General features: G+C 61.5%; 18 protein-coding genes. 13 read left to right on the top strand and 5 right to left on the bottom strand.

Going from position 1 to position 26860, the window contains the following annotated elements; all coding sequences use genetic code 11:
- Positions 1–201 precede the first annotated feature (201 nt).
- From AC1DZQ_RS17525 to AC1DZQ_RS17510, 4 genes are all read left to right on the top strand, one after another.
- On the top strand, positions 202–5412 hold the full coding sequence (locus AC1DZQ_RS17525) for an AAA family ATPase (protein WP_476964686.1): 5211 nt from the start codon (positions 202–204) through the stop codon (positions 5410–5412).
- Positions 5409–6530 carry a hypothetical protein gene (locus AC1DZQ_RS17520; RefSeq protein WP_476964685.1) on the top strand — a complete coding sequence of 374 codons (1122 nt, stop codon included), beginning with the start codon at positions 5409–5411 and terminating at the stop codon, positions 6528–6530. Before AC1DZQ_RS17525 ends, AC1DZQ_RS17520 begins: the two co-directional genes overlap by 4 nt.
- Before the next feature lie 537 nt (positions 6531–7067).
- Positions 7068–8888, top strand: coding sequence for an ATP-dependent nuclease (locus AC1DZQ_RS17515; protein WP_476964684.1), 1821 nt, complete (start codon positions 7068–7070; stop codon positions 8886–8888).
- Positions 8889–9339: 451 nt separating this feature from the next.
- The gene (locus AC1DZQ_RS17510; RefSeq protein ID WP_476964683.1) at positions 9340–10092 is read left to right on the top strand and encodes a DUF2971 domain-containing protein; all 753 of its coding nucleotides are present in this window, start codon (positions 9340–9342) and stop codon (positions 10090–10092) included.
- A gap of 366 nt (positions 10093–10458) precedes the next feature.
- Here the strand turns inward: AC1DZQ_RS17510 and AC1DZQ_RS17505 are convergent, their stop codons facing one another.
- Complete coding sequence (locus tag AC1DZQ_RS17505; RefSeq protein ID WP_476964682.1) at positions 10459–11322, bottom strand: hypothetical protein; 864 nt, start codon at positions 11320–11322, stop codon at positions 10459–10461.
- A gap of 194 nt (positions 11323–11516) precedes the next feature.
- Here AC1DZQ_RS17505 and AC1DZQ_RS17500 point away from each other — a divergent pair, with 194 nt between their 5' ends.
- Entirely contained in the window at positions 11517–12053 is a 537-nt protein-coding gene (locus tag AC1DZQ_RS17500) for a hypothetical protein (RefSeq protein WP_476964681.1), read from the top strand.
- Between the two features lie 47 nt (positions 12054–12100).
- Positions 12101–12388 (top strand): 3'-5' exonuclease, encoded by a 288-nt coding sequence (locus tag AC1DZQ_RS17495; RefSeq protein ID WP_476964680.1) that lies wholly within the window; start codon positions 12101–12103, stop codon positions 12386–12388.
- Between the two features lie 1532 nt (positions 12389–13920).
- On the opposite strand, the gene cspE is transcribed toward AC1DZQ_RS17495, so the two are convergent.
- Positions 13921–14124: a transcription antiterminator/RNA stability regulator CspE gene (cspE, locus tag AC1DZQ_RS17490; RefSeq protein ID WP_306914453.1), complete on the bottom strand. Its 204-nt coding sequence runs from the start codon at positions 14122–14124 to the stop codon at positions 13921–13923.
- A gap of 590 nt (positions 14125–14714) precedes the next feature.
- Between cspE and AC1DZQ_RS17485 the strand changes: the two genes are divergently transcribed.
- Positions 14715–15167: a DUF488 domain-containing protein gene (locus tag AC1DZQ_RS17485; RefSeq protein WP_476964679.1), complete on the top strand. Its 453-nt coding sequence runs from the start codon at positions 14715–14717 to the stop codon at positions 15165–15167.
- On the opposite strand, the gene AC1DZQ_RS17480 is transcribed toward AC1DZQ_RS17485, so the two are convergent.
- Complete coding sequence (locus AC1DZQ_RS17480) at positions 15164–15838, bottom strand: hypothetical protein (protein WP_476964678.1); 675 nt, start codon at positions 15836–15838, stop codon at positions 15164–15166. The genes AC1DZQ_RS17485 and AC1DZQ_RS17480 overlap by 4 nt on opposite strands.
- 600 nt (positions 15839–16438) lie before the next feature.
- Between AC1DZQ_RS17480 and AC1DZQ_RS17475 the strand changes: the two genes are divergently transcribed.
- From AC1DZQ_RS17475 to AC1DZQ_RS17450, 6 genes are all read left to right on the top strand, one after another.
- On the top strand, positions 16439–17104 hold the full coding sequence (locus AC1DZQ_RS17475) for an FAD-dependent monooxygenase (protein ID WP_476964677.1): 666 nt from the start codon (positions 16439–16441) through the stop codon (positions 17102–17104).
- Positions 17105–17137: 33 nt separating this feature from the next.
- Positions 17138–17668, top strand: a complete 531-nt coding sequence (locus tag AC1DZQ_RS17470; RefSeq protein WP_476964676.1) for a Rossmann-fold NAD(P)-binding domain-containing protein — start codon at positions 17138–17140, stop codon at positions 17666–17668.
- Positions 17669–17987: 319 nt separating this feature from the next.
- A complete protein-coding gene (locus AC1DZQ_RS17465) occupies positions 17988–18614 on the top strand; it encodes a hypothetical protein (RefSeq protein ID WP_476964675.1) in 627 nt (208 codons plus the stop codon).
- A 1105-nt stretch (positions 18615–19719) separates the two neighbouring features.
- Entirely contained in the window at positions 19720–21177 is a 1458-nt protein-coding gene (locus AC1DZQ_RS17460; RefSeq protein ID WP_476964674.1) for a cation:proton antiporter domain-containing protein, read from the top strand.
- A 422-nt stretch (positions 21178–21599) separates the two neighbouring features.
- Positions 21600–22925, top strand: a complete 1326-nt coding sequence (locus AC1DZQ_RS17455) for a DUF2254 domain-containing protein (protein WP_476964673.1) — start codon at positions 21600–21602, stop codon at positions 22923–22925.
- Between the two features lie 1603 nt (positions 22926–24528).
- Positions 24529–24894: a VOC family protein gene (locus tag AC1DZQ_RS17450; RefSeq protein WP_476964672.1), complete on the top strand. Its 366-nt coding sequence runs from the start codon at positions 24529–24531 to the stop codon at positions 24892–24894.
- A 267-nt stretch (positions 24895–25161) separates the two neighbouring features.
- Here AC1DZQ_RS17450 and AC1DZQ_RS17445 read toward each other — a convergent pair whose 3' ends face one another.
- Positions 25162–25443, bottom strand: coding sequence for a winged helix-turn-helix domain-containing protein (locus AC1DZQ_RS17445; RefSeq protein ID WP_476964671.1), 282 nt, complete (start codon positions 25441–25443; stop codon positions 25162–25164).
- Positions 25444–25514: 71 nt separating this feature from the next.
- Positions 25515–26816, bottom strand: coding sequence for a dicarboxylate/amino acid:cation symporter (locus tag AC1DZQ_RS17440; protein ID WP_476964670.1), 1302 nt, complete (start codon positions 26814–26816; stop codon positions 25515–25517).
- Between the last annotated feature and the right edge of the window lie 44 nt (positions 26817–26860).

The raw sequence follows: 26860 nt of genomic DNA, 5'->3' as shown, positions 1-26860 counted from the left end.
GGGCGACCTGCAGAGTACGCTCGGGGCGCAAACTTGGTGCTTTCTCGTGCATTTGAGTGGCATTGGATTGCGTCTGTCCGGTATCCCGGGAGCCCCCAAAACGCGGATCCGTTGCAGCAGTCAAGCCATGTATTGCGTGGCCGGCACCGTAGAGTTGGTCGTGGTAAAGAGAAAGTTCAATGCTCGGAACGGAGGTGCGCAATGAACCTACGTCCGGGTCACCATGGGTATGCATACCAGGACATCGTCACGGGTAATGCGTTCGTCGACCTCCTCCTCGGCACGGCTGTCTCGATTAAGGTCGACCTGAAAGACTTCGACGGTGACCGCTTCGACGACATCACTATCGCCTACACTGACGGCCGCCGCGTCCGGCTCCAAATCAAGCACACGACGCTCGACCGCGAACTGTCCCAAAGCACCTTTACCGCCGACGGTCGTCACCTGCGCCTCGACGTAATCCTGCATTCGTTGCTTACAGATCTCGACGCAAATCCGGACACCACCTATCGAGTGGTCGTACGAGACGGGCAACCCGATGCCGAGCTCGCAGGCGTTCTCGTCGCCCTGGACCCGTCTGAGGACCCCGGGGACCCACTTCCCGGCGTCACGACCCGGCGATACAAGTTCGCCCCAGATCAGCTCGACCAGGCGAAGCCGTGGAAGACCTTACTGTCGGGACTTACTAAGCAAGATGTCCGCCTCGCCTGTGATCGGCTCATTGTCGACGTAGGTGCACCTGCCGCCTCCCTCAGCTTCCGCGACCCAGGTCCAGCCGAGGCTGCTCTCGCTCAACGAGTCGCAGTGGAACTCGGCGCCGGCCGGCCGCCGAACGTCAACAGGTCGCCCGAGGAAATCGCGCTCACACTGGTCCATGCGGCCACTAAAGCTCGAGCCACCAACGGCTACGTCACTCGTGCCTCAATTGCCGCCGAAGTACGTCTGACAACTGACTTCGGGGCTGTCCGCGATGGAAGTCCCGTTGAACCCGTTCTCGCAGTTGCGCGTGAAGGAGCGCTCGCCGCACTCAAGAACCACGTCGATAGCGCGGCGCAAAAAGGTGGCCGTGTGGTTCTCGTCGGTGAGCCGGGCGCTGGCAAATCCTGGCTCAGCCAGCAGGTCGCCGACGCTTACCGGGCCAGCGACTGGATTGTGGCTCGTCATCACTGCTGGCTCGGCGAAACCGATTCCGACCGCAGCCAACGAGTTCTAGTCGAAGTCGTCATCGGTAGCCTCCTCAACCAGCTCGAACTCCAAGCTCCTGACGCCGTAGCGGGTATCCGCCCCCGATTCGCTGCTACCGCCGACACGCTCGCCAAGGCTCTGCACGACTGCCGTGGCCAGCACCCGGGTAAGCAAATTCTTCTCATCGTCGACGGGCTTGACCACATCGACCGAGTAAGCGGACGTAACATCGGGGGAGGGGCTGCAGACCCTTCGCGAGCAGTGGTCAACCAGCTCGCGAGCGTCGACCTCCCCGAAGGTACCTGCCTTCTCCTGGCCAGCCAACCGGGAATGCACCTTGTTGACGCCAATCCCGACCATGGCACGCCACTCCAAGTGCCCCGCATGTCAACCGACGAACTCACCTCCCTCGCCGACCGGCACCAGGTACTCAAAGAACCTGGAACCGGTGCCCCCATCACGGACAGCGACCGGGAGACCATCGTCAGCCTCCTCGACGCCCGCTCCAATGGGAACGCGCTATATGCCACCTACCTCTGCCGCCATGCAACGGGCACATCCTCTCTCGGTCAATCGCCTTCGGCGGCCGCCACCGTGGCAGAAGTCATCGAGCGTATCCAGCAAGTACCCGACACTGCCAACGACCTAGACACCTACTACCAGCACCTCCTCAATAGCCTCACCGATGGCGAACTCCAATCGGTCGGCGCATTGGCCATCTGCGACTTCGCGCTCACCAAGGACGAACTGGGCCAAGTTCTCCCCGCCTTCGAACCCCTCTTGGGCGGGGCACTCGCAACACTTGCGCCCGTCCTCGTGTCGCTCCCAGGAGCCGGAGGTCTTAAGGTCCACCACGAAAGCCTCAGCCGTTTCACGCGCCGCGACAAACCCGAACGATGGTGCAACCACATTCGACAGAGCGCAGCCGACTGGCTCCGAGGTCGAGGATTTTTCAAGGACACCCGATCCTTCCGTAACCTGCCCCAGCTCCTTGCCGAACTGGGCAAGTACGACGAGCTCATCGCCCTCATTGACCCCGACTTCGTCAGTAAGTCAGTTGCCCAACTGCAACCCCCAGAATCCATTAAGCATGTGCTCGCAACTGTCGCCGTTGAAGCTCAGAGCCGTCGCGACTGGAAAGCCTTAATCACCTGTGTCGAAGCACTTCGCGCCGTCGGGGTCTACGAGAATGAATCGCTTCCCGACACCCTTGTTGAGTACGCTGATGTCGTCGTCAGCATCCTCGGAGCCGACACCGTCGCTGAACGCCTCGTCTACGAGGGCCGCACCACGTTCCCAGCCCGCTGGGGCCTCCGCCTGTGCGAAGCGGTCGACCGAGCGGGTGTCCCCGCACCCTGGGACGCCTACCTGGCCGCCCGTAGACGGGAAGTCAAAACTGACAACACCCACTACGGCGCAGACAGCGACGCCCGCTTGCGGCTCTCCGAACAGCTCGGCTACCTCCGCCAGCGCTTCGCCGCAGGCCGCACCATCGACCCGTCCAAGCTCGCCAAGTACTTCGACGATCACGACACCCAACCACCTCTCGACCAGCTCGTCGAAGTGTTTGCCGCTGCCGTCCCTGCCGAAGACCTTCTTGATACAGCGCGCGAGATGACAGATGAGATCAACGCGGCCACTGTACTCATCACCCTTGCCGACCTCGCTGCCACGGGGCCTTATAATCTCCCAGACGCAGCTGAACTCGCCCGTGAAGCTGCCGCCCGAGCCCCGGGGGTATACATCACCGAATGCCTAGACCATGGCGTTGCTGCAGAGGAACTTCTCACGCTGCTGGCCCTGTCCGACCTACGAGCCGAGCTACACGCCGCCACCCGGGCCCTGCTCAACGACCTCATGGCTGAACGCCCGGAACACGTCCGGCGATGGCTCGACCTTCTACGCCTAGCGCACGCCACTGACCCCAGCATTGCCCTCATCATCAGTAGCGACATCAGCGGTGCTGGGTTCTACCGCGCCTGGCTCCGCTTCGCCGTTGCAACTGTCGGCCTCAACGAGGACACCGCCAATGCCGCGACAACACTTGACGCCGCGTCTACCACTGTCAGAGTCGCCCTCGAACAACTCTCAATCCAAGCCGATCACTTCACCGGCACCCCCCGTGCCGTCGACCTCTGGTCCATCCGTCACCTCATCCACGAAGTCGTCGAACGAGCCCTACTCGTCGTCCAACCCCACGACCTTGACGAGGTACTCGCCCACCTCACCACAATCGGCGAGAACACAACCGCCTCCACCATGGGTATGGCTGAAGGAGGACCACTTGCAACCAACGACCTTCTTGCCATCCTCAGCCGAGCAGCCCGCCGCATCGGCATCGAACCCATCCACAAACTGATGCCCGCCATCCGGGCCAACCGCTACGACGCCAACACTATGTACTCAGTCACGGCCGACTTCGAGACAGCAACCGCGCGCATCTGCCTCGATGCCGGCGACCAAGCCGAAGCTGACGCCTGCTGGAGACGAGCCGCAGCTCTACTATGCGCTTACGGAGGACACAAAGACGCGACCATCTATGAGTTCATCGAATCAATCGAAGACATCGCGGCTATCGACCTCGACCAAGCCCGTGCAGCGCTCACACGTGTCCAGGACGCCGCCTACCTCGCTGCTGCCCACACCGATGGACGCGGAACCAACCAGGCCCCAGCCAGTTGGTGGCGACAAGCCGCTAACCTCGATCCAATCGCAGCAGCGACCAGCTCTGCGAGCATCCTCATCCGCGAGTACGGATACGAGGACTACCTCGCGAACACCACCCACATCCAACTACTCGAAACGCTCACCGACGCGGCGGACCCTATCGCGCTCGCGGCGCTCCGACTCACCGTCGGACCCGGCTGGCGGCAACCGGCCACAGACCTGGCCCTGCTCGATCGTCTCCAAGCCGAAACTGGCTTCTTCACCCAGGGCGACGTAGCCCTCACTGTCTTCGCGAACCAGGTCGCAGCTAGCTACGACAACCAAGCTCTCATGTACGCCCGCGACCTACCAAGCGGAACAGCGCCACCTGACCTCGTCGCCGCCATCCAGGCACTCGGTGGCCCCGCTTTCACACCGCCCGAATCCCGCGAAGAACAGAACGACACTGCCAAGTACTCACCTGATCGAGCTCACGGCGACCCCGAATCGTTGCTCGAACTACTTGAAGCATCGCAACGCCCCACGTTCGGCCCCGGGGCGAAAGGCGCCGCACTTGCCGTACGCGACTACCAAGACAAAGGGTATCGACCGGACCAGAACACCATCAGATACAACCTTGACACTCTCGCCAGCACCATCGGCTGGCGCATCCTCGAAGCCACCAGCACCGACGGCGCCGAAGGTGGGAAGAATGTCCTCGACGCTGTAGCCCGCGAACTGCGCGTTATGACTGCCGACGAGCTGTTCGCCACCCTCGCCCACGGACTCGCGCAACGCTGCGACGGCACAATTCCCGAACTCCAACAAGTCGCTAGCTACGCCTATGTCCTCGCGTACACCCGCATCAGAGGCGGCGGCGGATGGCAAGCCTTCGCCGGACGCGAACGCATCGAACTCTGGACACAAGCCCGATCCCTCCACCCAGACACCGCCGATGACACCCTCGCAGCCGCCATTGCCTACAACATCGCAACCGAACACTACGGACTCTTCGGCGTTACTCAAGCCGTAGTCGCAGCATTCGCAGCAGCACCCGCACAAGGCACCTCCGGCACCGCAGTTCAGATCTGGAACGCCGCCTTCGAAATCCTCGAACAACGACTACCCGGAACCGTAAGAAGAACCGGCCCCAGTTACACCCCGACCCCAACGCCAGACCGCCACAACGAGTTGAACGAAGCACTCGCCTCCCTCGCCATCGCAACCCTCTGCCAACCTAAGACAGAAGACATCCGCACCGCGCTCCTCGCCCTCACACTGCTCATCGCCTGCAGACCACAGCTCGCCCAAACAGCTGTAATTCCAATACTCGACGCCGACCTCGACGCCGGCCGCATAACCTGGGTCCTCGAAACCATCCGCGATCACCTGCCGTACGGACGCCTCACCGAAGCCCTCGCAGACAAACTGACCGCACTCGCAACGACGAACCGCCTGTCAGTGCGCGCCCTCGCCGGTCAAATCCTCAAATACCATGGTCGCCCCGTCCCAAACCCTCCGGCGACAAACCCTGATGGTGCAGTGCGTCGCGCCATCAACAAAGCTATGGAGGAGGCATGAACGAGAACGCCCGGGAGTTCGCGAAAGACGCCGTAAATGAATATCTTGGGGAACGTCTCGAACTAGCCCAACGGCCGCCCGGCCTGCGCGACGCAGTCGAGGCCCGCTTCGCCGATATGTGTGATGAGGTCACCGACCGAGTCAAAAATCAAATCAAGCATCTCGACGCCCGGGACCTCGACCGGCCCCAGGCCTACTACGCACACCAAGAGGCGCTCGAAACGAGCCTCCAAGAGGCAGCCGCCGGCATCCGCACCGCCATGGCGATGGAAGGCCACCTCGTCGAAGCAACCCCATTCGAACAAGCCGCAACGCGAAAACTTGCTTCAACGGCCGCCTGGGCAATTCGAAGCGAAGCCGCACGCGTCCCACGCCCGCCAACACGGCCCGCCGCGCTCTCATGGACACTTCCAGCGGTCCCGTGGCTCAACGACAGCGCGTATACATGGCCACCACCAGAAGCTGTGGTCCTTCAACGGCAAAATGAATTCTCATCAAATGAACTGCCCCGCTGCACTGAAGCCCCCTACGAAAACTGGGTGCAACTCGGCCTCATCGAACGACAACACACGTATGCCACCAAACATCCCGACCGGCCTGCCCGTCGTTACATCATCTCTACCGGTCTCGAAGTGACCAACGGAGACCCTCGCCGACCGGACCTGCCGTTCGCCGGATCGATCCCGACTATCTGGACCCATCGAGCCACAGAACTTGAACCAGCGCTTCACCGAGCCCAGGCACACGCCAACCTCTCTGCCCTTGCAAGACCCCTGGTCGCGCTTCTTGACTTCGATACCACACACGGCATCCCTCACCCTGATATGGCCCCCGGGCTCCACCCGTTCCTCCTCGCCCCGCACATCGAGCTCAGTGCGCTTCTTGAGCTCTCTCCAGAGTCGCCGTCGAACCGACTGATGCTGATCGACTGCACCGGCCCAGCCCTCGTTTGCCGACAATGGAGTTCTTTTCCCATCCACGACGGAAACTACGAACCGCTTGAACCTGCGATCGTGGGGACCGACCTGCTCCTCCGGCCTGACCTGTACGATACCGCCGTAGAATCTATTGGCCCCACCCGACTCCGCATCGGGCTCTCGCTCCAGGTCGCCACCTAAGTCCCGCGAGAGGCTATGATGACCGCCGAGCAGCCTCGTCGGAAGCCGTAATCTTTGTGCCGCTGGGCACTCTTGGCGTTATATCCGGGCAATAGGATGCGACCAACCTGAGGATTCAGAGAAGACAATGCTCAGTCCATCGTCGGAGCTTAACTACGACCTCGAGCGCGAGGATGCTCGACTTGAGGGACCGTTTCTCAACCTCCGTACGACCCGATGCGATGGCGCGAGCCGCGGCAGCCGCTTGGAAGCGGCGGCCCTCAATTCGCGATCCAAGGTTTTCAGATCAACGGTGGCCGGAACCGTCGGCAGTGTGAACAGACAGGCCTCCCGCCAAAGTCGACGCGAGGTGGCTGCTGAAGCGTATCGAAGACCGAGCTTGAATGCTTTTCTAGGCTGTGAAAGTTCCCGCGAGATGGACGTGGAACCGGTTTCCAACCCTTTATTCCAGCAGCCTACGTCGTTGAAGTTGATGAACAGCCACTCCAGGTGTCGTCGCTCCCGGTCCTCGGCAGCTACGCCTATAGACTGACCCACGTGCAAATTGATCGCGTTGACGTAGAGCGGCTGCTTGGGTTCGAGAAGCTGAGCATTGAGGTGGATTCACAGCTTCAGCTGATTGCCGGTCCCAACAACGCCGGGAAGTCGTCGCTGTTCCGCGTTCTGGAGACCTTCTTCGCCAACCCGAGCGGGTCGGATATGCTGCGGTTGAAGCCGTTGCACGAATACTACGTGCAGGGAGGCCCCAGGATGATGTCTAGCATCGTGGTGCATTTCGGCGGACTTTCCGATGCCGAGCAGGAGGTGTTCGCCGACGCGGTCCTCAAGAACGGCACTTTTTGGATCAAGATCTCATGTTCACGGGGCGGGAAGATCACATACGAAGCGAGCCGCAAGTCAGCACGGGCGAGCGAACTTTATAGAGCGGTACTACAATCGTTCAGCTTTGTGAAGATCCCGTCCGTCCGCGTGAGCGAATCCGGGCAGGGCGAAAACGACCAGTCGCTGATCAGGCTGTACGAGACTCTTGAGGGCGTGCTCGTGAGATCGGGTGGTTCTCGCAAGACTCAGCTACAAAAGGACTTCGAGGATGCGATCAAACCAGTCGAGGACCTCGTACACAAGGTCCTCAGTGAGTCCGTTGTCGCCGTGGCGACCGAGCTTCCTTTCAGGGAACGTGATCTTGGTATAAATCTGCCTGATTCAAAGCATGCACTTCGAGGGATGCTCCAGGAGGCGGTGATAACCAGCCGGGACGAGGTAGAGGTCCCGATCGCCGAACGCGGTACCGGCTTCCAGTCCGCGATGGTGCTCGGCATACTTCGGTACGTGGCCTCTCAGAGCCAGCAGGCGGGCGGAAATGTGGTGTTTGCTATAGAGGAGCCTGAAGCCTTCCTCCATCCACAGACTCAGCGGGCGATGGCAAAGATCCTGCGGGAGATCTCGGCAGGTGCGCAGGTCCTTGTGACTACCCACAGCCCTGTCTTGGTCGATTCATTCTCGGTCCGACGCATCGTACGGCTTCCGCACTGTTCCGGTGGCACCAACTACACCGCGCGTCGTAAGGAGCTGACCGAGGCTGAAGAGGGCCGGCTGACCAGATACTGCGACGCAACAAATAGCGAGCTCGTCTTCGCGAACTCGGTAGTTCTTGTCGAAGGCCATGGTGACAAGCTCCTCATTGACCATCTTCTTGCTCGCATCACCGGCGGGGCAGGCGGCCACTATGCCATGGGTATCGCTGTCATCGAAGCGTCGGGCATCGACACAATCAAGCATCTCGTGGGCCTCGCACAGTACTTCGGCGTTCGCGCCTACGTCCTCACTGACAAAGACGGGGTACACAAGCCGGGCGGTCAAGGCCAGCGAAAGTTGCTGGAAATCCTCAAAGCCCGAGATCCTGCTCCGTCCCAGCGGGAACTTCAGGCTTTGCACGTTTTGGCGGATACAACGGTATTGAACTTAAAGGGCGCGCTAGAGCAGCAGGCGGATCTCAATCGCAGCCTTGCCATGTGGGACGCGTTCGTTCTGGCATCCGATCTCGAAGGCTTGCTGCTTGACACCATCGGCCATAGGAAGCTCGCCGAAATGCTCGGGCCGGCGGGCGAAAACGAGATTGACCAAGTGGCATCGGATAAATTCGTGTCAGGCGTCACTGGCAAAGAGGAGCTGGCGGCATGGCTTGGCTCGAAGGGATGGAACTCCACAGGGAAGAAGTCAGGGAAGGTCAAGCCTCACTTGCCGTCGGCTCTCCTGAGAGAGCACCTTGCCACACGCAAGGCCGTCCCTCAGGCGGTCAAGCCGCTCGATAACTGGCTTCGCACAATCGTGAAGGAACACGAGCGTTCACCGCTCTGAGAATTTTCGTTGGCGCGGTCGCACACCCCAGCGACGAGGTGCAGTCGTCACCACGGAGGATGGCCCCGATGGATGTCGTCGACGTTCCACATCTCCTGGCCGTAGCGCTTCGACCTTGAGCACTCCGCGTAGGGGACTGACAATGTCATTAGCCGGCGCCTTGGCCGCGGTCCAGATGTCCATGGTCAACCAGCAGAAACGAGCCTGCCCCGTCCGCCGCAGCAAAGTCTCAGACCGGGCGGCCTACAACACCGACCCGTCCGGGCAGAAGACACCGACTGCGAGGAAAACACCCCTCCGACCCAGCGGTATGTGGATACGCTCCGCTGGTATTTGACCTGCGTTCTTACGAGGAAAGCCGTACAGACCTCTTAGAGTCCAGCGATGACACATGACGTCACTCGTTACGTCCATGAATTCCGCTTGTTCCGGCACCCGATAGGTTGAGTCCGTGTTTGTTTCAGATTTCCACCCTAGCTTTACGAACAAGCCTGGTGATGATGATGTCCTGTGGCGGTACATGGATCTGGCGCGGTTCCTCTCGCTTCTAGAAGACGAAGCAATTCACTTCGCGCGTGCAGACCAAATGAGTGATAGGTGGGAAGGCTCCTTCAGCCACGCCAACGTAGAATTGCGACCCAAGCTGTACGGTGAATTGTTTGAAGACATGAACCGCCAGTACCCAGGCATGCGCGAGTCAGGGCTTAGATCCACCCACATGAACTGCTGGCACGAGTCTCCCGTTGAATCTGCGGCGATGTGGGGCATCTACCAGCGCGAGGGTAGGGGAGTTGCCATCAAGACCACCTGGTCCAACCTGATAGCGAGTATTGGCTCTGATAGAAGCATCTTCGGCGGCCGAGTTAACTACGTCGATTACAGGACAACGTTTATTCCCGAGGGCAACTTCTTTGATCGCTTCATGCATAAGCGGTTGAGCTTCTCCCACGAGCGCGAGGTTCGGCTCATCATGATGACAGGGCGAAGCATGCCGCACCCAACGGAGGAAAATTCCTCTGTCTCGCTCGGTCCTGAGCCTCCAGTGATCCCCATCCCTGTCGATCTGAAGCGATTGATACAGGCCGTTCATGTTGCACCGGATGCTCCCGACTGGGTAAGCAACCTAGTTCAGAAGATGTGTAAGCGATATGGTCATGGTTTTGCTGTCCAGCATTCTAACCTGGCAAGCGATCCGCTCGCGTGATGGAGCCTTGACAGTCGGAGCTGAATTGTCAAAAGATGGGGAAGAACTTGAAGGTCTTTATTAGTTGGTCCGGGGCTAAGACCAAGAGCTTCGCCGTAGCAGAGGCTTTGAACGCGTGGCTTCCCACCGTTATCAATTCCGTGGAGCCGTGGATTAGCTCTGAGGGACGTTCTGGACTCAAATGGAACCAGCAGTTGGAGTGAGCAAGAACGGCTCAGTGATTGATGAGCTGGAGCTGCGCTTTATCCAAGCCGGTCGAGGACGTAATGGGTTCAACCTGGCATCGTCTGCTTTCTGCCAGGTTATCTGCAGCAACTAGTGCCTATAGAGTCGTTGAGTCTCCTGTTTCAAGGCCGAGGAGCTGTCCTATTCCCGTGCATCGCTTGGGATCAAACCCAATGTCCTGACACGTTCCAACGACTTGGGCTTAACTAGACCCTCCCTCACTGCCGCAAACGCCACTTCGGAGGCGTCAATAAGCTTTCTTTTTGCCTGTCGATAAAGTCGCACACTGATACCAAGCGCCAGTATCAGACCGGCAATAGAAAGCCAAGGGTCGGTTTGCCACAAGGACCATGCGATACATAAGGCCACAAAGTTGATCGGGAACATTATGTTGATCCTGAAGTCCGCTTCTGATCTGGAGCGGTCGTACTCGTTGTAAAGTTTCTCGTTCGCAGCCTGCAGGGGAGCCGACAGGTTGCGGACCTCGTCTTCAAGACTGCCAGTAAGTTCTTCGGCAACACGGTTCAGAAAGACGTTACAACCTCCTGTGTGGTATCTCTCAGGAATTGAGTAGTACTCAATGATTGGTACCCAACTCACCCCTTTCCGCTTCGCCTCATCCAGGGTGTCGTAGCAAAGCTGCAATATCGAGTCAGTCAGGTCTAGATTCATGCCCGGGTGCTCTGAACGGTCGAGCTGGGATAAGCGATGCCGCAACCGGGTGAACTTCACTTGGTTCTCATTAGGTTTACGAAAATGCTCGGCGATCTTCGTGCGCGTTTTCTTAAAACGCCGATTCCAAAACCACATTGTGGCGATCATGTCCGGAGACGCAAGCATGCCGACGAAGTAGGCGGCGAAGGAAAGCACGACTAAGGCGACGGTCGGCGAAAGGTAACTACCAATGCCATTAACGATGCCAACCAGTCCCGTCTTCGTCTCCGCGGACGGGACTGGCATGCCCAGCAAGATCCACACCCCGATGAGCCATAGGTAGCCAGCCACAAGCGGCGTCCTGAAGTCCCTGAATCCGGGCAAGATTTGAGCGAGCAATGATCCCCCTAGTGATATGAAACGGCGCCCTCGTAGCCTAGCTGCATAGGGCACTGCCACTAGCATAGGCACCTGTCCTCGCCCCTACGTGGCAAGCACCGGAGGGGTGCTTCCTTGACCCTTCAACGGAAGACGGCGCTTACAACATGACTTCGTCGCTTAGCGATACTGACCTCGGCCTGCTCGAACGTACCCGGAGCGAACAGGCCTACGGTCACGAGGAAAAGAGCCGCGGGGCAGTGCCTACTCGCCAGGAAGTCGTTGACTTCATGCTTGATCTCATCGGGTACACGACTGACAAGCCCCTCCATACCCAGCGACTGCTAGAGCCCTCATTCGGGGACTGTCGGTTCGTTCTCTCAGCTGTTGAGTGTCTGATCCTCGCTCGGCGCGATCAGGGAGGTAGCGACCACCGCGATCTGCTCGATTGCAACAGAGCAGTGGAGCTCGATGAAGCCACCTTCAAGACGTTCAGGCAGGTACTCGAAGCGAAGGTTGTTGAACGAGGCTTCGAAGGCGCTGCAGCGCACGAGCTCGCGGAAGCGTGGGGTGTTCATGCTGAACACGTCAGCCAACAGACACTTTTCTCAGTACCAACGAAAGTCCAACGTCGTCAGATTGACCTGGAGTTGCGATTTGCGAATCTGGAGCAGGAGAGCCACTTTCGGAACCGCGACGAATAGTGGAGTTTCAAAAACTGAAACAAGTGCCGTACTCGGAGATTCGAGCCTTGAGCTTCTATTTCGATGACAAAACAGTCTTTTCCACGAAGCACAACGTCAAGGGAGCTGAGTTCGACAACGTGGCGGTGCTGCTGAGGCGAGGATGGTCAGGGTACGACTTTGCCAAGATGCTTGGGAATTATCCAGGGCGAAACCGCCTCAGCGAAGGCGAACGTAGGAGCTTTGAGCCCTCTCGCAACCTCTTCTATGTAGCTGCCTCGAGAGCTAAGCACAATCTAGCTCTCGTGTTTACACAGAAACTCGAACCAGCGGCGCTGGCCACTCTGACGACCTAGGTCGGTGAAGAAAACGTCGTTCTATGGAGTTCTCCGACGAACTTACCCCAGTCGCGTTTCAATAGTAGGTTGGCGTGCAGCAGAGGAACGGCCGTATCTCAGCCGGCGCGTCCCCAAAAACGGATGAACTCCGTTCAGAGAGCCTTTGACCTGTTGGGTCCTAGGCTTTCTGCCTTGAGGACGCGCTGTCTTCTAAGGAGACCCACGGACCTCTGTCGGATAGTGGAAAGAAAAGAAGGTGTTGACAGTGTCAACACCTTTCGCTTTGGATCGGACCGTAAAGCCTGCGGACTGCCCCGGATTCGGTACGTTTTCGCCGCTTCCCAGTTTTTGCAAGGCCGGGAATGCAGTTCGAGTCCCACCTCGGGCACAGCATTCCCCCTCGTCAGAGGGGGTTTTTGCTTTAACGTGTGGACATTGACCTGATTGGGTCCCTCTGACGCGTGTCGCGGCTGGTGCCTGGCCACCGCGGTGGCCTGTGGAGTTATGTGGGTGGGGTTCAGGGCCCTGGCTGGTGGGTCCTCCGTTTGCTGGGATGTGGGGTCATCCGGGTCTCCTTTCTGGGTTGTTCGGGTGGGCGTGGTTGGCCTTGTACCTATTCATGCCGTGGTGTTGTGGTGATGACATGACCTGCGTCCACACCCTTGTCCGTGTGGTGCCATTCTCATCGGCGGCCCTCCCTTCGCCCAATTGTGCTGACACGAGTTCATGCAGCCACGAGTCCTATGTGACATGACTTGCCGGCAGGGTCTGGCGACCTTTTCCCGCAAGTCATGGCCGGGCCGCCACTCCGAATACGCGGGGACGCCCGCCCCGAGGACTGTCAGGAGCGTCCGGGGCATGTTGGTATCGGGGACCGGAGGCCTTCTTCTGTCGCCGTTCCAGCTGTTGTTGGGTTCTAGCTGTGCTTGATCAGTCAGGCCTATCCCATGAACGGGAAGGTGGCTTTCGACATGACTGCAAGAGCGAACTCTAGGTCGCTGCGGCCCAGGAGGCGAGAGGCGAGTGACCAGTTCCTCATCTTCCGCGGTCTGCTCCAGGACAATGTCGAGCTTCATGTCGCCGTCGGCGAGGATCGCGTCGAGGTAGTCCACCTGCGCCGTGCGTGTACACGTCCAGCGGGAAGCCGCCATCGACGTCGTCATCGCCGAGGCGGTCGTTCACCAGCTTGTTGGTGACACGCGGGGGATCGCTATTGATCTGCCTGGTTAGGGCATACCCCGGCTGGACGTCTAGCAAGGATATTTTCCCGTCCGACTAGGGCCGTTGTGCTATTTATTGACAGTCATTCTGAAGGTCATGGAGCTGGACTGACAATTTTCGCCGGGCGGGCATGCCGGCGCCGTTCTAGCCGAATCGGCCAAAGGGAGTGCTAGACAAACCCGATTTTTCTCGATCCGACAGGCATTCTCCGTTTAAGGCGCCGCTACAACCTCAACCCGACCGGTGGATCGAGGCTTGGCGGACCGCCCCTCCCCGGACACAGCGAGAGACTGGCCGTCCGCATCGGCTGACCAGCCTCTCGGGGACTGCTAGAGCGGCTGGATGTTCTCAGCCTGGGGGCCCTTGGGGCCCTGGGTGATGTCGAACTGAACCTTCTGGTTCTCTTCGAGCGAGCGGTAGCCGCTGGATGCGATTGCCGAATAGTGTGCGAACACGTCAGCGCTTCCGTCGTCAGGGGCAATGAAACCGAAGCCCTTTTCGGAGTTGAACCACTTGACAGTACCTGTTGCCATGCTTGATTTCCTTCACGGGTCGCTGGGCGGTTCCGCTTCTCGGAATACCGTCCCCGCCACTCACATGGACGAGCCTATGTGCGATCGATTGCAGGGGCAACAGTTGGCCTCAAAGCGGGAGATTCCGAGGCTCTGAAGAGCCGAAAGGCCCATGTCCATGGCCGCTGGAGGAGAGCATCTGGGCACGGGTCGGGCTTGCGATCGCCTGCCTGGGCGTACAGATCTGCGCCCGGCCCTTCCAAATTCTGGAAGGCGCGGCCAGCTCGCTTGGTAAACCTTCGTTTGTGTGACACCCGTCTCCGAAATCGTGGATGCCAGCAATGTTGTCACTTTACCCGTCATCTAATTTATGTGTCGCAGACGGTTCTGCGATCAGTTTGTGTGACAGAACCTCAGCAGGAATCCCGAGTTTCCCCAAAAGCTCCCTCCGTGCGGATCGCAGGCGGCTCGACTTCGTCGAATCAGCGGAGGTGGAGACTCTGACGGGAGACGTGCAGATCAGTTTCTCGCTTCGAAGTTGTGCGGGCGACCGCACCGGACAGGTGACGCTGGACGAAAGCTAAGGCCCGGTCCCATGAAAGAATGGGGTGATGTGGACGGAGACTAGCGGGATTATCGGTGTGGGCTACGAGGGCCACGATATTTCGTCGTTCATTCATCATCTCCAGCCGTGGAAGGTTGACGTACTCGTCGACGTGCGCCTGAATGCTATCTCTCGGAAAAAGGGTTTCTCGAAGACCGCGCTTTCCTCTGCCTTGGCTGAAGCCGGCATTCGTTACGAGCATCTTCCCGTCCTCGGTAATCCCAAAGATAACCGTGACGGGTTCTGGGCGCCTGGTACAAATGCCGCGATGCGAGCCCATGAAAAGTATCGAGAGTTGTTGCTCGCTGACTCCGCTCATGCTGCTATTCACTACCTCGCCCAGCTCGCGGCGGCCGAACATGTGGCTCTCCTGTGCTTTGAAGCATCGGAGGCTTGCTGCCATCGCCGACTGGTTCTTGAGGCCGTTTCGGCCGAAGCTACAGCGCTGTCTCGCACCTAGTTCTGCGACTGGGATCTGTAGACCCCAATAACGCTGAACGCCAAGGGATGCTTCAACTGATTTCCGACGAAAAACAGCGGGCGACGATCGGCAGCACACATCTCCGTGAAGAATTTCATGCGGATCTCGGACATGGCAGTGACGTCATCGCGGTCCTTCAGTCGTCGCTCCAGCGCGACGAGCTCCCAGTCGAGCAATCCCTGGACGTGCCCCTTGCAAGTCTTGTCTTCACAGAGATAGGAATATTTTCCTTCGAATCGAGGTGCCTCCAGCAGCTGTACTTTGGGGGCATCTCCGAATAGGTCTTCCTGGCCAAGGTTCACTTTGAGCTTTTGTGCCTGTTCCGGAGTCCAACCCGGGTGAAGGGTCAGCTTGAAGTCTCGAACCTCTCGGGGGCGTATCACCGCGAGTGACGGGAAGTCCATGCCTGCCCTCTGCGCCTTGAGTATTCCGCACATGGTCCATTGTGACGACAGCGGAGACACATATCGGTGCCGGGGCTTCCACGGATCCAAATGGGCGACAGTTTCTATCGTGGAGCGATCTGGAATGTAGCTTTCGCTTCTTGGATCCTTGGACGCTGGTTTTACCTGCAGCCTGATCAAGTCGTATTTCGTGAATTGGAGGTACTCCTCCAGGAGCGGAACGGTATGGGGTAGAGCCGTATCCATTCAGGGCCGCTCTCCCTCATTCGGATGCCTGCCACACAGACCGTGTCGCCGTAGGCTGCAGAGGGCTGAGGAGCGGCCTTCACGACAACTAGAACCTCCGCGCTCTCCCAACGACTATCAGTGTCCTTCGGATAGCAGCTACGTCCGTCTCCATCGAGCGGCAAAAGATCGAACATTTAGTCCCCCAGTCGTTTCGATAATTATGCACAGACCGATGGAGAACTTCGATTCTCAAAACCCGATTCTCGGACCTTGATCGGCGATGCGATTTCGAGAACTGTTATCGAGGTCCTTTTCCCGAAGGGCTGGCACGCCTTCAATTCTCGATTGAGGTCGTTCTCGGAATCCTTCGGCCACTCTTTCTCTGGGACGGTTCTAAGGCCTTCGCCGCTGTTCTGGGAGAGTGGACGGTCAAATCGCGGCTTGAATGGCGGTTTGCGGTTCCCTTTGCGCACGGCTGTGCGGGAACAATTTAAATGAGTCTTTCGCGGCGGGGGAGCGGTCGGAGGGTGTCGCGGCAGGGGGCCGGCATAGGTGCAGGGGCTAGACGCTTGCCGGCCGGGGCCCTCAACACCGCCCCGGACCACGGCTGGCGCTGAGATGATCCGCGGCGCGCACACCGGTGGCTTCGGGCTGGGCCAGGTTCCTGGGCTCCTCGATATCGTTAGGATGGCGGGTATGGGGCGAGGCACAGTGCTGATCTGCGGTGCCGGTATCGCCGGCCCGACCCTGGCGTACTGGCTGGCCCGGGAGGGATTCCGCCCGACGGTCGTCGAACGCGCCCGGGGACTGCGCTCCAGCGGCAATCCGGTCGACGTGCGTGGCGGGGCCGCCCAGGTGGCCGGCCGGATGGGAATCATGCCGCGTTTGCGAGAGGCGGCCACCCACGCGACCGGCTTTGCCTTTGTTACTGCCTCCGGCCGCCGGATCGGTCCGCTACGGCTGGGCCGGCCACATCGCGGCGAGGTCGAGGTGCCCAGGGCCGACCTGTCGGCAATCCTCTGTGATGCCGCCCGCGACGATGCCGAGTTCCTCTTCGGCGACTCGATCACCGCGCTGCGCCAGCACGCCGGGGGAGTCGACGTCACCTTCGAGCACGCGGCCCCGCGCCGGTTTGACCTGGTGGTCGGCGCCGACGGGCTGCACTCGAGCGTGCGCACCCTGGTGTTCGGGCCGGAGACGGACTTCGTCCGCCACCTCGGGCTGTACGTCGCCACGCTGCCGCTCGACCGGCCCGCGGCCGATCCGGCCACCATCCTGATGTAGAACGCGCCGGGCCGTTCGCTGACGATGCACCCCGTGCGGGGCAGCGAGGGGGCCGCGTTCATCTTTCGCGGCCCGGACCGGCCCGGACTCGCCCGCCGCGACGTTGATGCCCATAAGCGGATCACTTTCGACGCCTACGCCGGCTGGCCAGCACCCGCGCCACCCGTGCTGCCCGAGCTGCTCGAGCGCCTGCGCGCCGCCGACGACCTGTACTTCGACTCGGTCAGCCAGGTCCGGGTGCCGGTGTGGTCCCGCGGCCGGGTCGCGCTGCTCGGAGACGCCGCCTCCTGCCTGTCCCTGTTCGGAGACGGATCCAGCCAGGCCATGATCGGCGCCACCACCCTGGCCGAGGCATTGGCCGCCAACCCCGAGGACCACACCGCCGCCTTCCGCGCCTACGAAACCCGCCACCGCAAGGCGAGCGGCCCGAGTCAACGCGGCCACACTCTCGCCTCCGCGCTGCTTGTGCCCGCGACACACACCGGCATTACCGTCCGCAACCTCACCGCACGTCTGCTCCCACACGTGCCGACCCCACCACCCGGCCCCAAGGGATCGAAGTGACCGGAGCTGCGAACGCCTCAGCGGGGCGAACTCGAAAGCTCAACCGGCACACCGGCCCGCACCGCTGATCCTTGCTCCGGCGCGCCGGCGGCTGACACAAATGCACTAGTGAGCGTCGAGACGTCATTCACGGCTCGGCCATCTGGATTCAGATGAACCCGTACGAGCCGCCACATTAAGAGAACGCAAATATGTGGCCTTCCGGCATATGTAAAGCGTTAAGGCCCGTTCCGCTGAGACTCAGCCCGTGCTGTCCTGAAGCAAGAGGACACCGCAGCCGCCGTGGCCGCGATCAGATCTTCGGCAGGAACCAACCATAATGAACACCACGCCGTGGCGGATACAGGACACGCCCGGCCTTCCTGCCGGTGCCGGTGTTCTCCGGGATTTCGTCGTCGTCGATGACAGCGGGGAGTTTTCGTATTACCGGTCGGAACAGGATCTGTTGGCGGCGTTTGAGTACGTCGGGGAAGCTGCCTGCATCATCGACCGCAGCGGCAGTGCCTACCGTCTGGCGCTGGATCCGAACCGGCACCTGATCCTTGGACCCGCGCTGGGCCGGGTGGAATTCCATTGGCTCCGCCACGCGTGGCTGGACGCGCAAAACGCGCACCCGGAAGGGCACCGGCTCCGGCGCTTCTACCCCGTTACCAGGGATGAGGTGGTGTCGGGCCTGTTCGAAACCCTCGCCCTGGAAGGCGGGACGGCACCGGTCGAGGGTGCGTGGTCTCTGGACATCGACGGCTTTGCATCGTTCCCGTCCAACATTCAGGAGATCGACCGCCGGCTCGCACGCCAGGACCGGCTGGAGCGGGCCCGTGTTAAGGACCCCTTCGGACACTTGTACCGACCCGCGCGGCACCGCAAACACCGTTACCTGCCGGCCGCCGCCGGATCCATCCTCTACATCGAAATCCCCGCCCGTGGCTCACTGCGTTCGCGGTGACGGCCCGTGTTAAGGATCCGTCAAGATCGGCGCCGGGCCGGTGGCGGCTCCCGGAGCCGGTGTTATCGTCGGCAGTGAACACGATGGCGGGCATCGCGCGGAGAGGCACACATGACCACGATGAACAGGCCGCCTGCGGATCCTTCGGCGTTGCGGCCGGGAGCCAGGGAGAACTTCAGGAGCTGGCTGCTGTTCGGCCTGCAGGACGCCAAGGGAATCCATCAGGGCCCCGGCGCGGTGAGCGACTCCCACCTGAAGAAGCATCCGTGGTGGCCAATCCCTTCGGACTGGACGAGCTCCTGGCCCGGCTGCGGGCCGTCTAACGCCGGTCCATCCAAGCTGACGAAGCGCCGGTGGTGACCACAGCGTCCCTCACCGTCGAACTGGCCCTGAGACGCGTCACCCGCAAAGGGCAGGACGTGCGCCTGACCCCCACGGAAGGCATCCTGGAACTCCTGGTCCGGATCCCGAAAACTCATCACCCAGCAACAGCTCCTCACCGAAATCTGGGGTGCCGTGGGCGAGCGACACCCGAGGATTCCGCCGCCCCCTGTGGTCCACCCGCAGAGTCCCCGTAGTCCGCCGGGAGCCAGGGAAGCCCCGGACTGCGAATGCCCTCCGGGGCTTCGTTGGTCGTTCGACACCGGCTATGGCACGGGCGATGCGTCAGGCGTGGGCGGTTCCTCGTCGTGCGGCGAGGGGGTACGCGGCGGCGCCTGGCGGCGCCGATGGCGGTGAGCAGGACGATGAAGTCCAGCAGGCTCCAGCCCAGTTGCGGGTGCACAGCACAGACCTAGCCCAGTTCGGCATTGCCGGACGATTGATCCTCGGCGGGGGACTCGGCATCAACGTCCCTCGACTTTAGGCCGACTTCCGCGACGAGCTTGCGGGTAAGGACAACACGGATGTGCGGGCACGCCGGCGTTGATTGACGTCTGTGCCAGGCCAACACAACCACGTGCCCGAAAGCTGTTGAGCGGCGGCGAAGTTCACGCAAGTCCCTCCGTATGACTGATGATTGGCCTCGGTCGACGAATTGCGGCTGCGAGTGCTGACAGGCCGAGCCCTGGCCTCTGACACCCGTCACCGGCGTAGCATTCAACACGTGATCGACGTCGAGCCGTTCAGCCTCGTCATGCTCTTGGTCGCGGCCGCTCTTCTTGCCGCCGTGCTGGCCCACCGCCTCAGCGCCCGGCTGCGAGTACCCGCGCCGGCAGTGTTTCTGTTGGCCGCGGCCCTGGCCTCCGATGTTGTCCCTGCGTTGGAACATATCCCGGTGACAGTGGATGAACGAATTGTCACAGTTGCCTTGGTGTTCATCCTCTTCGACGGTGGCATGCACATTGGCTGGCGCCGGTTCCGCCAATCCGCCGGGGCCATTGCTTGGATCGGTATCGCCGGAACCGCAGCAACGGCAGCCGCCCTAGCGCTGACCGCACATGCCCTTTTTGGATTCGGCTGGGCCGCGGCCCTGCTCATTGGCGCGGCGCTGTCCCCGACAGATCCCGCCGTGGTGTTCTCCGTCCTGGGTGGCCGGGAAATCACTGGTCGGACCGGCACCATCCTGGAGGGTGAGTCGGGGGTGAACGACCCCGTCGGCATCGCCCTGATGATCAGCCTCCTCGGCGTCACCGGAGGCGGGCTTGACGCCGTGGCCAGTGGCATGGCGGATTTCACACTCCAAATGGCCGTCGGCGCGCTCATCGGTTTCTTCGCCGGCCATGGCTTATTGGCGCTGATGCGCAAAGTTGTCCTGCCTAACGAAGCTCTGCACTCGGTGGGAACAATGGCGGCTGTAGCCTTCATCTACGCCGCAACGACCTTGCTCCACGGTTCAGGGTTTTTGGCCGTGTTTCTGGCAGGAATCATCATCGGCGACCAACGCGCCCCTCACAAACGCGACATCGAACGCTTCAGCTCCGGAATCGCCAGCCTGGCCGAAATCGTTGCATTCACAGTTCTCGGGCTCAGCATCTCGCTCCGAGATGTCCTCCGATCCGGCGAGCTGGGGATCGGGCTGGCCCTTGCTGGCCTGCTCATCCTCATCATCCGCCCCGCCCTCGTCGGATTGATCATGACACCCATCCGGCTACGACTGGGCGAACGTGCATTCATCCTCCTCGCCGGCCTCAAAGGAGCCGTCCCGATCCTGCTGGGCATGTTCATCCTCAGCGCCGGACCGGCCGATGCGTCACGTATCTACTCCATAGTATTCATCGTCGTCCTGACCTCGGTCATCGTTCAAGGCACAGCCGTGCCCTACCTCGCCGCACTCCTTCACGTGCCGATGCACCGCATCGAACCGGAACCCTGGGGCATTGGCCTGCGGTTCACAGACGAACCACACGGACTACACCGGCACGTCGTTGAGCCAGGATCCCCGGCAGACGGCTCCACGATAGCGGACATGGAGCTAGGCGAGTCGGGGTGGATCAGCATGATCCGACGAGATGGACAGCTCATCCAGGTCCGGGGCAACACCACACTGCGTGCCGGAGACGTCATCCTCGCCCTCTCGGATTCACAGACTGGGCTGGCGCGACTCTTTCAGCAACCCCCGTAAAAGCCCCGCAGACACTTCGAACCACGTGAACGTACCCCGGCCAGAGGGACTTTCGGCTCGAGAGACGCCGCCCCCGATCAAACGGCGTGCCTTGGCGGGCCACCATCCTGCAATTTGTTAGAGCGGTCGCCAATAAAGATGAGTGGCCAGAACCACGCAATTTGGGGCTGGTTCTTCGAATCCAGTCACCTTTCCTTGCCGGTTTCCGATTCGCTGCAACGGAATTATGGGCGTCCGCTTCGCGCGGTCGGCTGTCGGGACCCGGTCCGGCTCCGAGGGGCTCCGCCGGCCCGGGACCTGATCTGTCTCCGACGTTTGCATGTGGTCCCCTGACTTGCTGAAGCACCCCGTGCGCCCCACTGGGCGACAACCTTGCAGCGTTGCCCTTGACCGGCGAGAACCGTCGGCCGAGAGTGTTACATGTGAGGCGTGAGGCCGTTCGGGAGTATCTGGCGAGTGCCCTGTGGGCGATGCCGACGTGCGCCGTCGCCCTCGCGCTCATCGCGGGGGCGGGGCTCTCCGCAGTGCAGCTGGGCGCAGCGTCGCCCCTCGCCGTCCTCCTATTCCAAGGGACGTCCGACGACGCGCGGAACCTGCTCATCGGGATCGCGAGCACGATGGTCACCGTCATCGCCGTCGTGCTCGGGCTCACCGTCGTTGCCCTGCAGCTCGCGTCTACGCAGTTCAGCCCGCGGCTGCTGCGGAACTTCCTGCGCGACATCCCCAACCAGGTGACGCTGAGCACGTTCATGGCCACGTTCGCGTACAGCACGGCGGGCCTCTACACCGTCGGCATCGCCGGCGGACAGCGCACCCAGGACTACCCGCGCCTCGCGGTGAGCGGCGCACTGCTGCTGCTGTTCGTGAGCATGATCATGCTCGTCTACTTCGCCCACCACCTGGCGCATTCGATCCAGGTGGACCAAGTCATGAAGCGCGTCGAGACGGCCACACTCAAGGTGATCGAGCGGTCGTTCGTCCCGGGCGACCCCACTCTTCGCATGCCAAACCCGCCGCCCGGCGCCACGGCCTTGCCGGCACCGCGGTCTGGATATGTCCAGGCCTTCCATGTTGAGGCGTTCGTCGGCGCGCTCGCGAGCCGAGGCCTCACTGCCCGGATGGTGCCCATGGTCGGCCGACACGTCGTCGCCGGGGCTCCGCTCGCCTGGGTGTGGGGGAGCGCGGGCGAAGGTCCCCTGGCCCCCGACGCTGGCGCTGAACTGCGGCGGGCGCTCGTGCAGAGCGTGCGGATTGGCTACGAACGGACCCTTGAGCAGGACGTCGCCTTCGGGATCCGGCAACTCGCCGACGTCGCGTCCAAGGCGCTCTCGCCCGCCATCAACGACCCCTACACCGCGAACCAGGCGGTCGATCATCTCGGCTCGATCCTCGCGGCCCTCGCGCTCCGGCAGCACGGTCCGCAGGCCGTGGCGGACGCGCAAGGCACCATAAGGCTGCACGTGCCGGCTCGCGATTTCGCCTATCTCGTGGATCTCGCCCTCGGACAGGTGCGGCGGTACGGCGCGAACGAACCTCGCGTCGTCCGGGCTCTGCTGCGCGTGTGCCGCGATCTCGTGTGGTTCGGCGACGCGGCCCACCACGCTGTAGTCCGGCGGTACGTCGAGACTCTCCTGAGCGATGTGACCCGGCTCGTGGCCCAGCCAGCCGACCGCGAACCTCTTCTCGCGGAAGGCGCGGCAGTGCTCAAGGCCTTCGACGTCCCGGGCGGCACGACGGGCGCCGCCTAGGTTGGCTAGGAGCACCCATAGGCCTGCCCCGAGGGCGGCGCGAGCGCTGGCCGCAATGTGAGGCCACGGCGCCCCCCCGAGGACGGCAGCACCATGGCTACTGGCACCGTCAAGTGGTTCAAGAGCGAGAAGGGGTAAGGCTTCATCGCCCCGATGACGGCTCGGCGGACCCGTTTGCCCGCTGCCCGCTGAGGGCCGCGGCTGCCGATGCCTTCGAGAGGGCCAGAGGGTGGCTTGTTAATTAGTGGAATATCCGACGTTAGTGCTGGTGTGATTCGTTGTCGCGTCTCAGAGCCCGGCGTCGGTATCGCTGGCCCCGGCTCCCCATCGTTGCGGCTGGTGGCAGCACCGTTACCAATCCCCGTTACCAGCTGGCGGGAAATCCGCTTGGGAAGGCTCATGGCGCAAAACACGGAGCTGCCGCGCCCCCTGTTAGGGGAGCGCGGCAGTCGCATGGAATTGCTCAAAATTTGTCAGAAAAGGGGGTGTGTACAAAGTACACACTTTCGGCTTCGGACCGGGTCGTATGTGGATCGGATCGGTCCGGTTTCCGCATGTTTCCGGGGGAGTCCAGTGATTGCGGGGGCTGGAGTCCGGTTCGAGTCCCACCTCGGGCACGCATAACCCCTCGTCAGAGGGGTTATTGCTTTAATGTGTGGACATTCTCACTGCGCGGGTCCCTCTGACACTGGCCGCGGCCTGTGGCCTGGCTGCCGCGGTAGCCTGTGAAGTTGCTTGGGTGGCGGGGTCAGGTGCCCTGGCTGTAGGCCCTCCGCCTGCTGGGATGTGGGGGCATCTGGGTCTCCTTTTTGGCTTGGTCTGGTGCGGCTAGGCTGGTCCTTCGCTTATTCATGTCCCGGGTTGTGCTGATGACATGATCTGAGGGAGTTTCTTCCAGTTTTTCGCCTCGATTCGCTCTTTCGTGCGGGACCGGGGGAGGGGCGTGCCTCCTTTTGTCCGGTCAAAGGAGGTGTGTACCGTGTCCACATTTTTCCACGGGCGGCTGTTCGCCTTGCAATTCGGCTCCCTTCGTGCGGACTCTGCTGATACCAGTTCATGCGTCTAGACGTCCCTTGGGACATGACCTGCAGGAAGATCGGCGTCCCTCGCCTCGCGAAGGTTTGATCGGCTGCCCAACTGGCCATCTCCTTTAGTCCTTTCCGCTGCCCGTCCGGTTCCGATGACATCTATTAATGCCAAGTGGCAGCGTTTCTCACATGACTTGCCTGGAACTCGCAGTTGCAGCCAGTCGTGGCCGCGGTGACGGTGCTATGGCGGGCAGCAACTCCGGCCGGAAGGTACGCGCGGGCCGGAGGCTGGACAATTTACCGGGGAAGTGTGGGCACGCGTCAAGGGGATTTGGAGACAGTCTCAAGACAGGATTTCTGGCTCGAGACGGCGGCGGGGCGGTGCTGCATATTCACCCCGTTCGCCTGTCAGCAGCGGCCAGAGGCGTCCAATGCCGGTGCCATCCCAAGGCGAACCGCCATTTGTGTAGATTGCAGTTCCGTCGGATAAGAACGTCAGAAATGAGAATCATGCCTATCGGCCGGCCTACGGCCGGTGGCCCCCTTTTGCCGTGTTTCAGCGCTACAGTGCACTTATGATCAGGGGCGGGAACGCGACGATTTACGTGAGTGACCTGGATCGATCCGTGTCTTTTTACACCGAGGTCCTTGGCCTTAGGCTGGATTTCCGGGCCGGAAACCATTGGGCCAGCATTGACGCGGGCGACGGGTTGATCCTGGGTCTTCACCCCGCGGGCCCGCGCAGCCCCGTGCCAGGCACCAGCGGAGCGGTCACGGTCGGCCTCGGTGTTGATGAGCCGATCGAACAGGTGATCTTGACGCTGGAGGAGCGCGGCGTGGTCTTCCACGGACCGGTGGCCGAGGGAGGAGGCCTGAGGCTGGCCTTCTTCACCGACCCGGACGGCAATGAACTCTATCTGGCCGAGTCCGGACGTCGCTAAAGTCACCCTTTTGCTGCACTCCTTAGTTGGCTGGCCTGCGGGACTTTGCCGGGCCGTGGTCCTCCCATGGCGGAATCTCAAACGTGACGTAGTAGCCGCTATCGGCCGCAGGGGCCGGACTCACAGACTGCGGTAGTGACAGGCGTCCGAGCCTGATGGCCGCTGACCTCACTCACTGAGGGCATGAGATTCCGGCCGTAAAAGCACAGCGGACGACGGCGGGAGGTCCCGCCGTCGTCCGCAAGAGTTGCAGTCAGCGCCGTGGAGCTAGGTGTCCGACTCCGTTTTTCCAGGGGCGAGTCCGTAGAAGGGCGTGAACCGGCCTCTGGTTCCGGGGGAAATGTTGGAACGGACTATCGAAGCGCTCTCCAGCGCTGCCAGGTGGTATCTGACTGAGCCCCGCGAGGATGCGATGCCGTCGCTGATGTCGGCTACTTTACTTGCCCCATGGCGTACCAGGTAGTCGATGATTTGTGATCTGATGGGTGCGCTTCGCGCTCTTTTCGTCCGCTCAAGGCGGTGCACGTCCGGGCTCTGGACAGCGGTCATTGGCGATGGCCTTTCATCCGGTGTGAGGGTCGGTTTGCAGGTTGAAAATTTAGTTGGCCGACCGGTGCCGGTCAGTGCCTCGAAACGAGCTCGGGTTGCCGGCTGTCCTCAGTGTCTTGGCCGTCGTCGGAGGTGCCGGCGCGCGACGCCTCGAGGAGGGACGTGGACTTGTCGTGGTTCCGGCCGATCACCGCGGTAGCGATGGCATTTCCCAGGATGTTGGTGGCGGTTCGCCCCATGTCCAGGAGCTGGTCGATCACCAGCAGGACACCAATTCCGGCGGCGGGGATGCCGAAGGCAGGGACCACGGCGGCTACGACGACGAGTGACCCGCGCGGCACGCCGGCCATGCCCTTGCTGCTGAGCAGGAGCATTGCGGTCATCGCGATCTGCTGGCCAAGGTCCATGTCGATGCCATAGGCGTTGATCAGGAAGACCGACGCGAAGGTCATGTACATCATGGAGCCGTCCACGTTGAACGAGTACCCCAGGGGCAGCACGAAACCGGTGGTGCGCTTCTCGATGCCGAACTTGGTCAGGCCTTCAATGAGCTTGGGCAGGGCGGCTTCACTGCTGGAGGTGGCGAACGCGATGACCATGGGTTCGCGCACTATCCGGACCAGCCGGAAGGCCGCCCGTCCGAGGAAGGCGACGGCGACGCCGACCATGATGACCCACAGGGCCGAGAGCGAGAGGTAGAACCCGCCGATGAACGCCGCGTAGGTGGCAAACGCGTCGAGGCCCTGGGAGGTGAAGGCCGCTGCGATGCCGGCGAAAACGCCCACTGGTGCCGCCAGCATCACATATCCGGTGACCTTCAGCATGACGCCCATCAGTTCATCGATGGCATCGGCTATGGAGGAGCGACCCTTCTTCCGAAGATTCAGCAGGGCGATGCCGAAGAGAGCGCCGAATACGAGGATCTGAAGGGGGTTGTTGGCCGTCAGGGCGGCGAAGACGCTCGTGGGGATGATGTGGGTAATGAACTCCTGGTAATCGAGGGGCTTCGTTTCCATCCCCGCGTCGCCTCCCGGCATCAGATTGAGCCCGTCACCGACGTTGAGTACGTGCGCCGTGATGAATCCGAACGCGCCCACCAGGACGGAGGCGGACAGGAACCAGATCATCGAGCGGCCAAAGAGCTTGCCCACGCCGGCGGATTTGGCCGCTCCTGCGATGCCGGAGACGAGGGTGGCGAAGATCAGCGGGGCAATGATCATCTTGATGAGGTTCAGGAACATGTGCGTCACGGTGTCGAGGACCGCCACGACGGATTCTCGTGTGCCCAACGACAGCAGCCAGTGGAAGACCAGCCCGCTGAGGATTCCGAACAGGAGCGCTGCCAGGATCCATATTGTTGATTTGTTTTTCATAGCCAGTCCTTGGGTAGAGGCCGGGATAGGTGGCCCGGTGCTGG

It is taken from the genome of Arthrobacter sp. P1_C12_2 (assembly GCF_056406415.1).
The sequence above is the reverse complement of the archived record's forward strand: the minus strand, read 5'-3'. Positions and strand labels throughout refer to the sequence as shown.

Coding starts and splice junctions, on each gene's coding strand:
- AC1DZQ_RS17525 (WP_476964686.1), top strand. CDS start 202: ATGAACCTACGTCCGGGTCACCATGGGTATGCATACCAGGACATCGTC.
- AC1DZQ_RS17520 (WP_476964685.1), top strand. CDS start 5,409: ATGAACGAGAACGCCCGGGAGTTCGCGAAAGACGCCGTAAATGAATAT.
- AC1DZQ_RS17500 (WP_476964681.1), top strand. CDS start 11,517: ATGACTTCGTCGCTTAGCGATACTGACCTCGGCCTGCTCGAACGTACC.
- cspE (WP_306914453.1), bottom strand. CDS start 14,124: ATGGCAACAGGTACTGTCAAGTGGTTCAACTCCGAAAAGGGCTTCGGT.
- AC1DZQ_RS17485 (WP_476964679.1), top strand. CDS start 14,715: ATGTGGACGGAGACTAGCGGGATTATCGGTGTGGGCTACGAGGGCCAC.
- AC1DZQ_RS17480 (WP_476964678.1), bottom strand. CDS start 15,838: ATGGATACGGCTCTACCCCATACCGTTCCGCTCCTGGAGGAGTACCTC.
- AC1DZQ_RS17475 (WP_476964677.1), top strand. CDS start 16,439: ATGATCCGCGGCGCGCACACCGGTGGCTTCGGGCTGGGCCAGGTTCCT.
- AC1DZQ_RS17465 (WP_476964675.1), top strand. CDS start 17,988: ATGAACACCACGCCGTGGCGGATACAGGACACGCCCGGCCTTCCTGCC.
- AC1DZQ_RS17450 (WP_476964672.1), top strand. CDS start 24,529: ATGATCAGGGGCGGGAACGCGACGATTTACGTGAGTGACCTGGATCGA.
- AC1DZQ_RS17445 (WP_476964671.1), bottom strand. CDS start 25,443: ATGACCGCTGTCCAGAGCCCGGACGTGCACCGCCTTGAGCGGACGAAA.
- AC1DZQ_RS17440 (WP_476964670.1), bottom strand. CDS start 26,816: ATGAAAAACAAATCAACAATATGGATCCTGGCAGCGCTCCTGTTCGGA.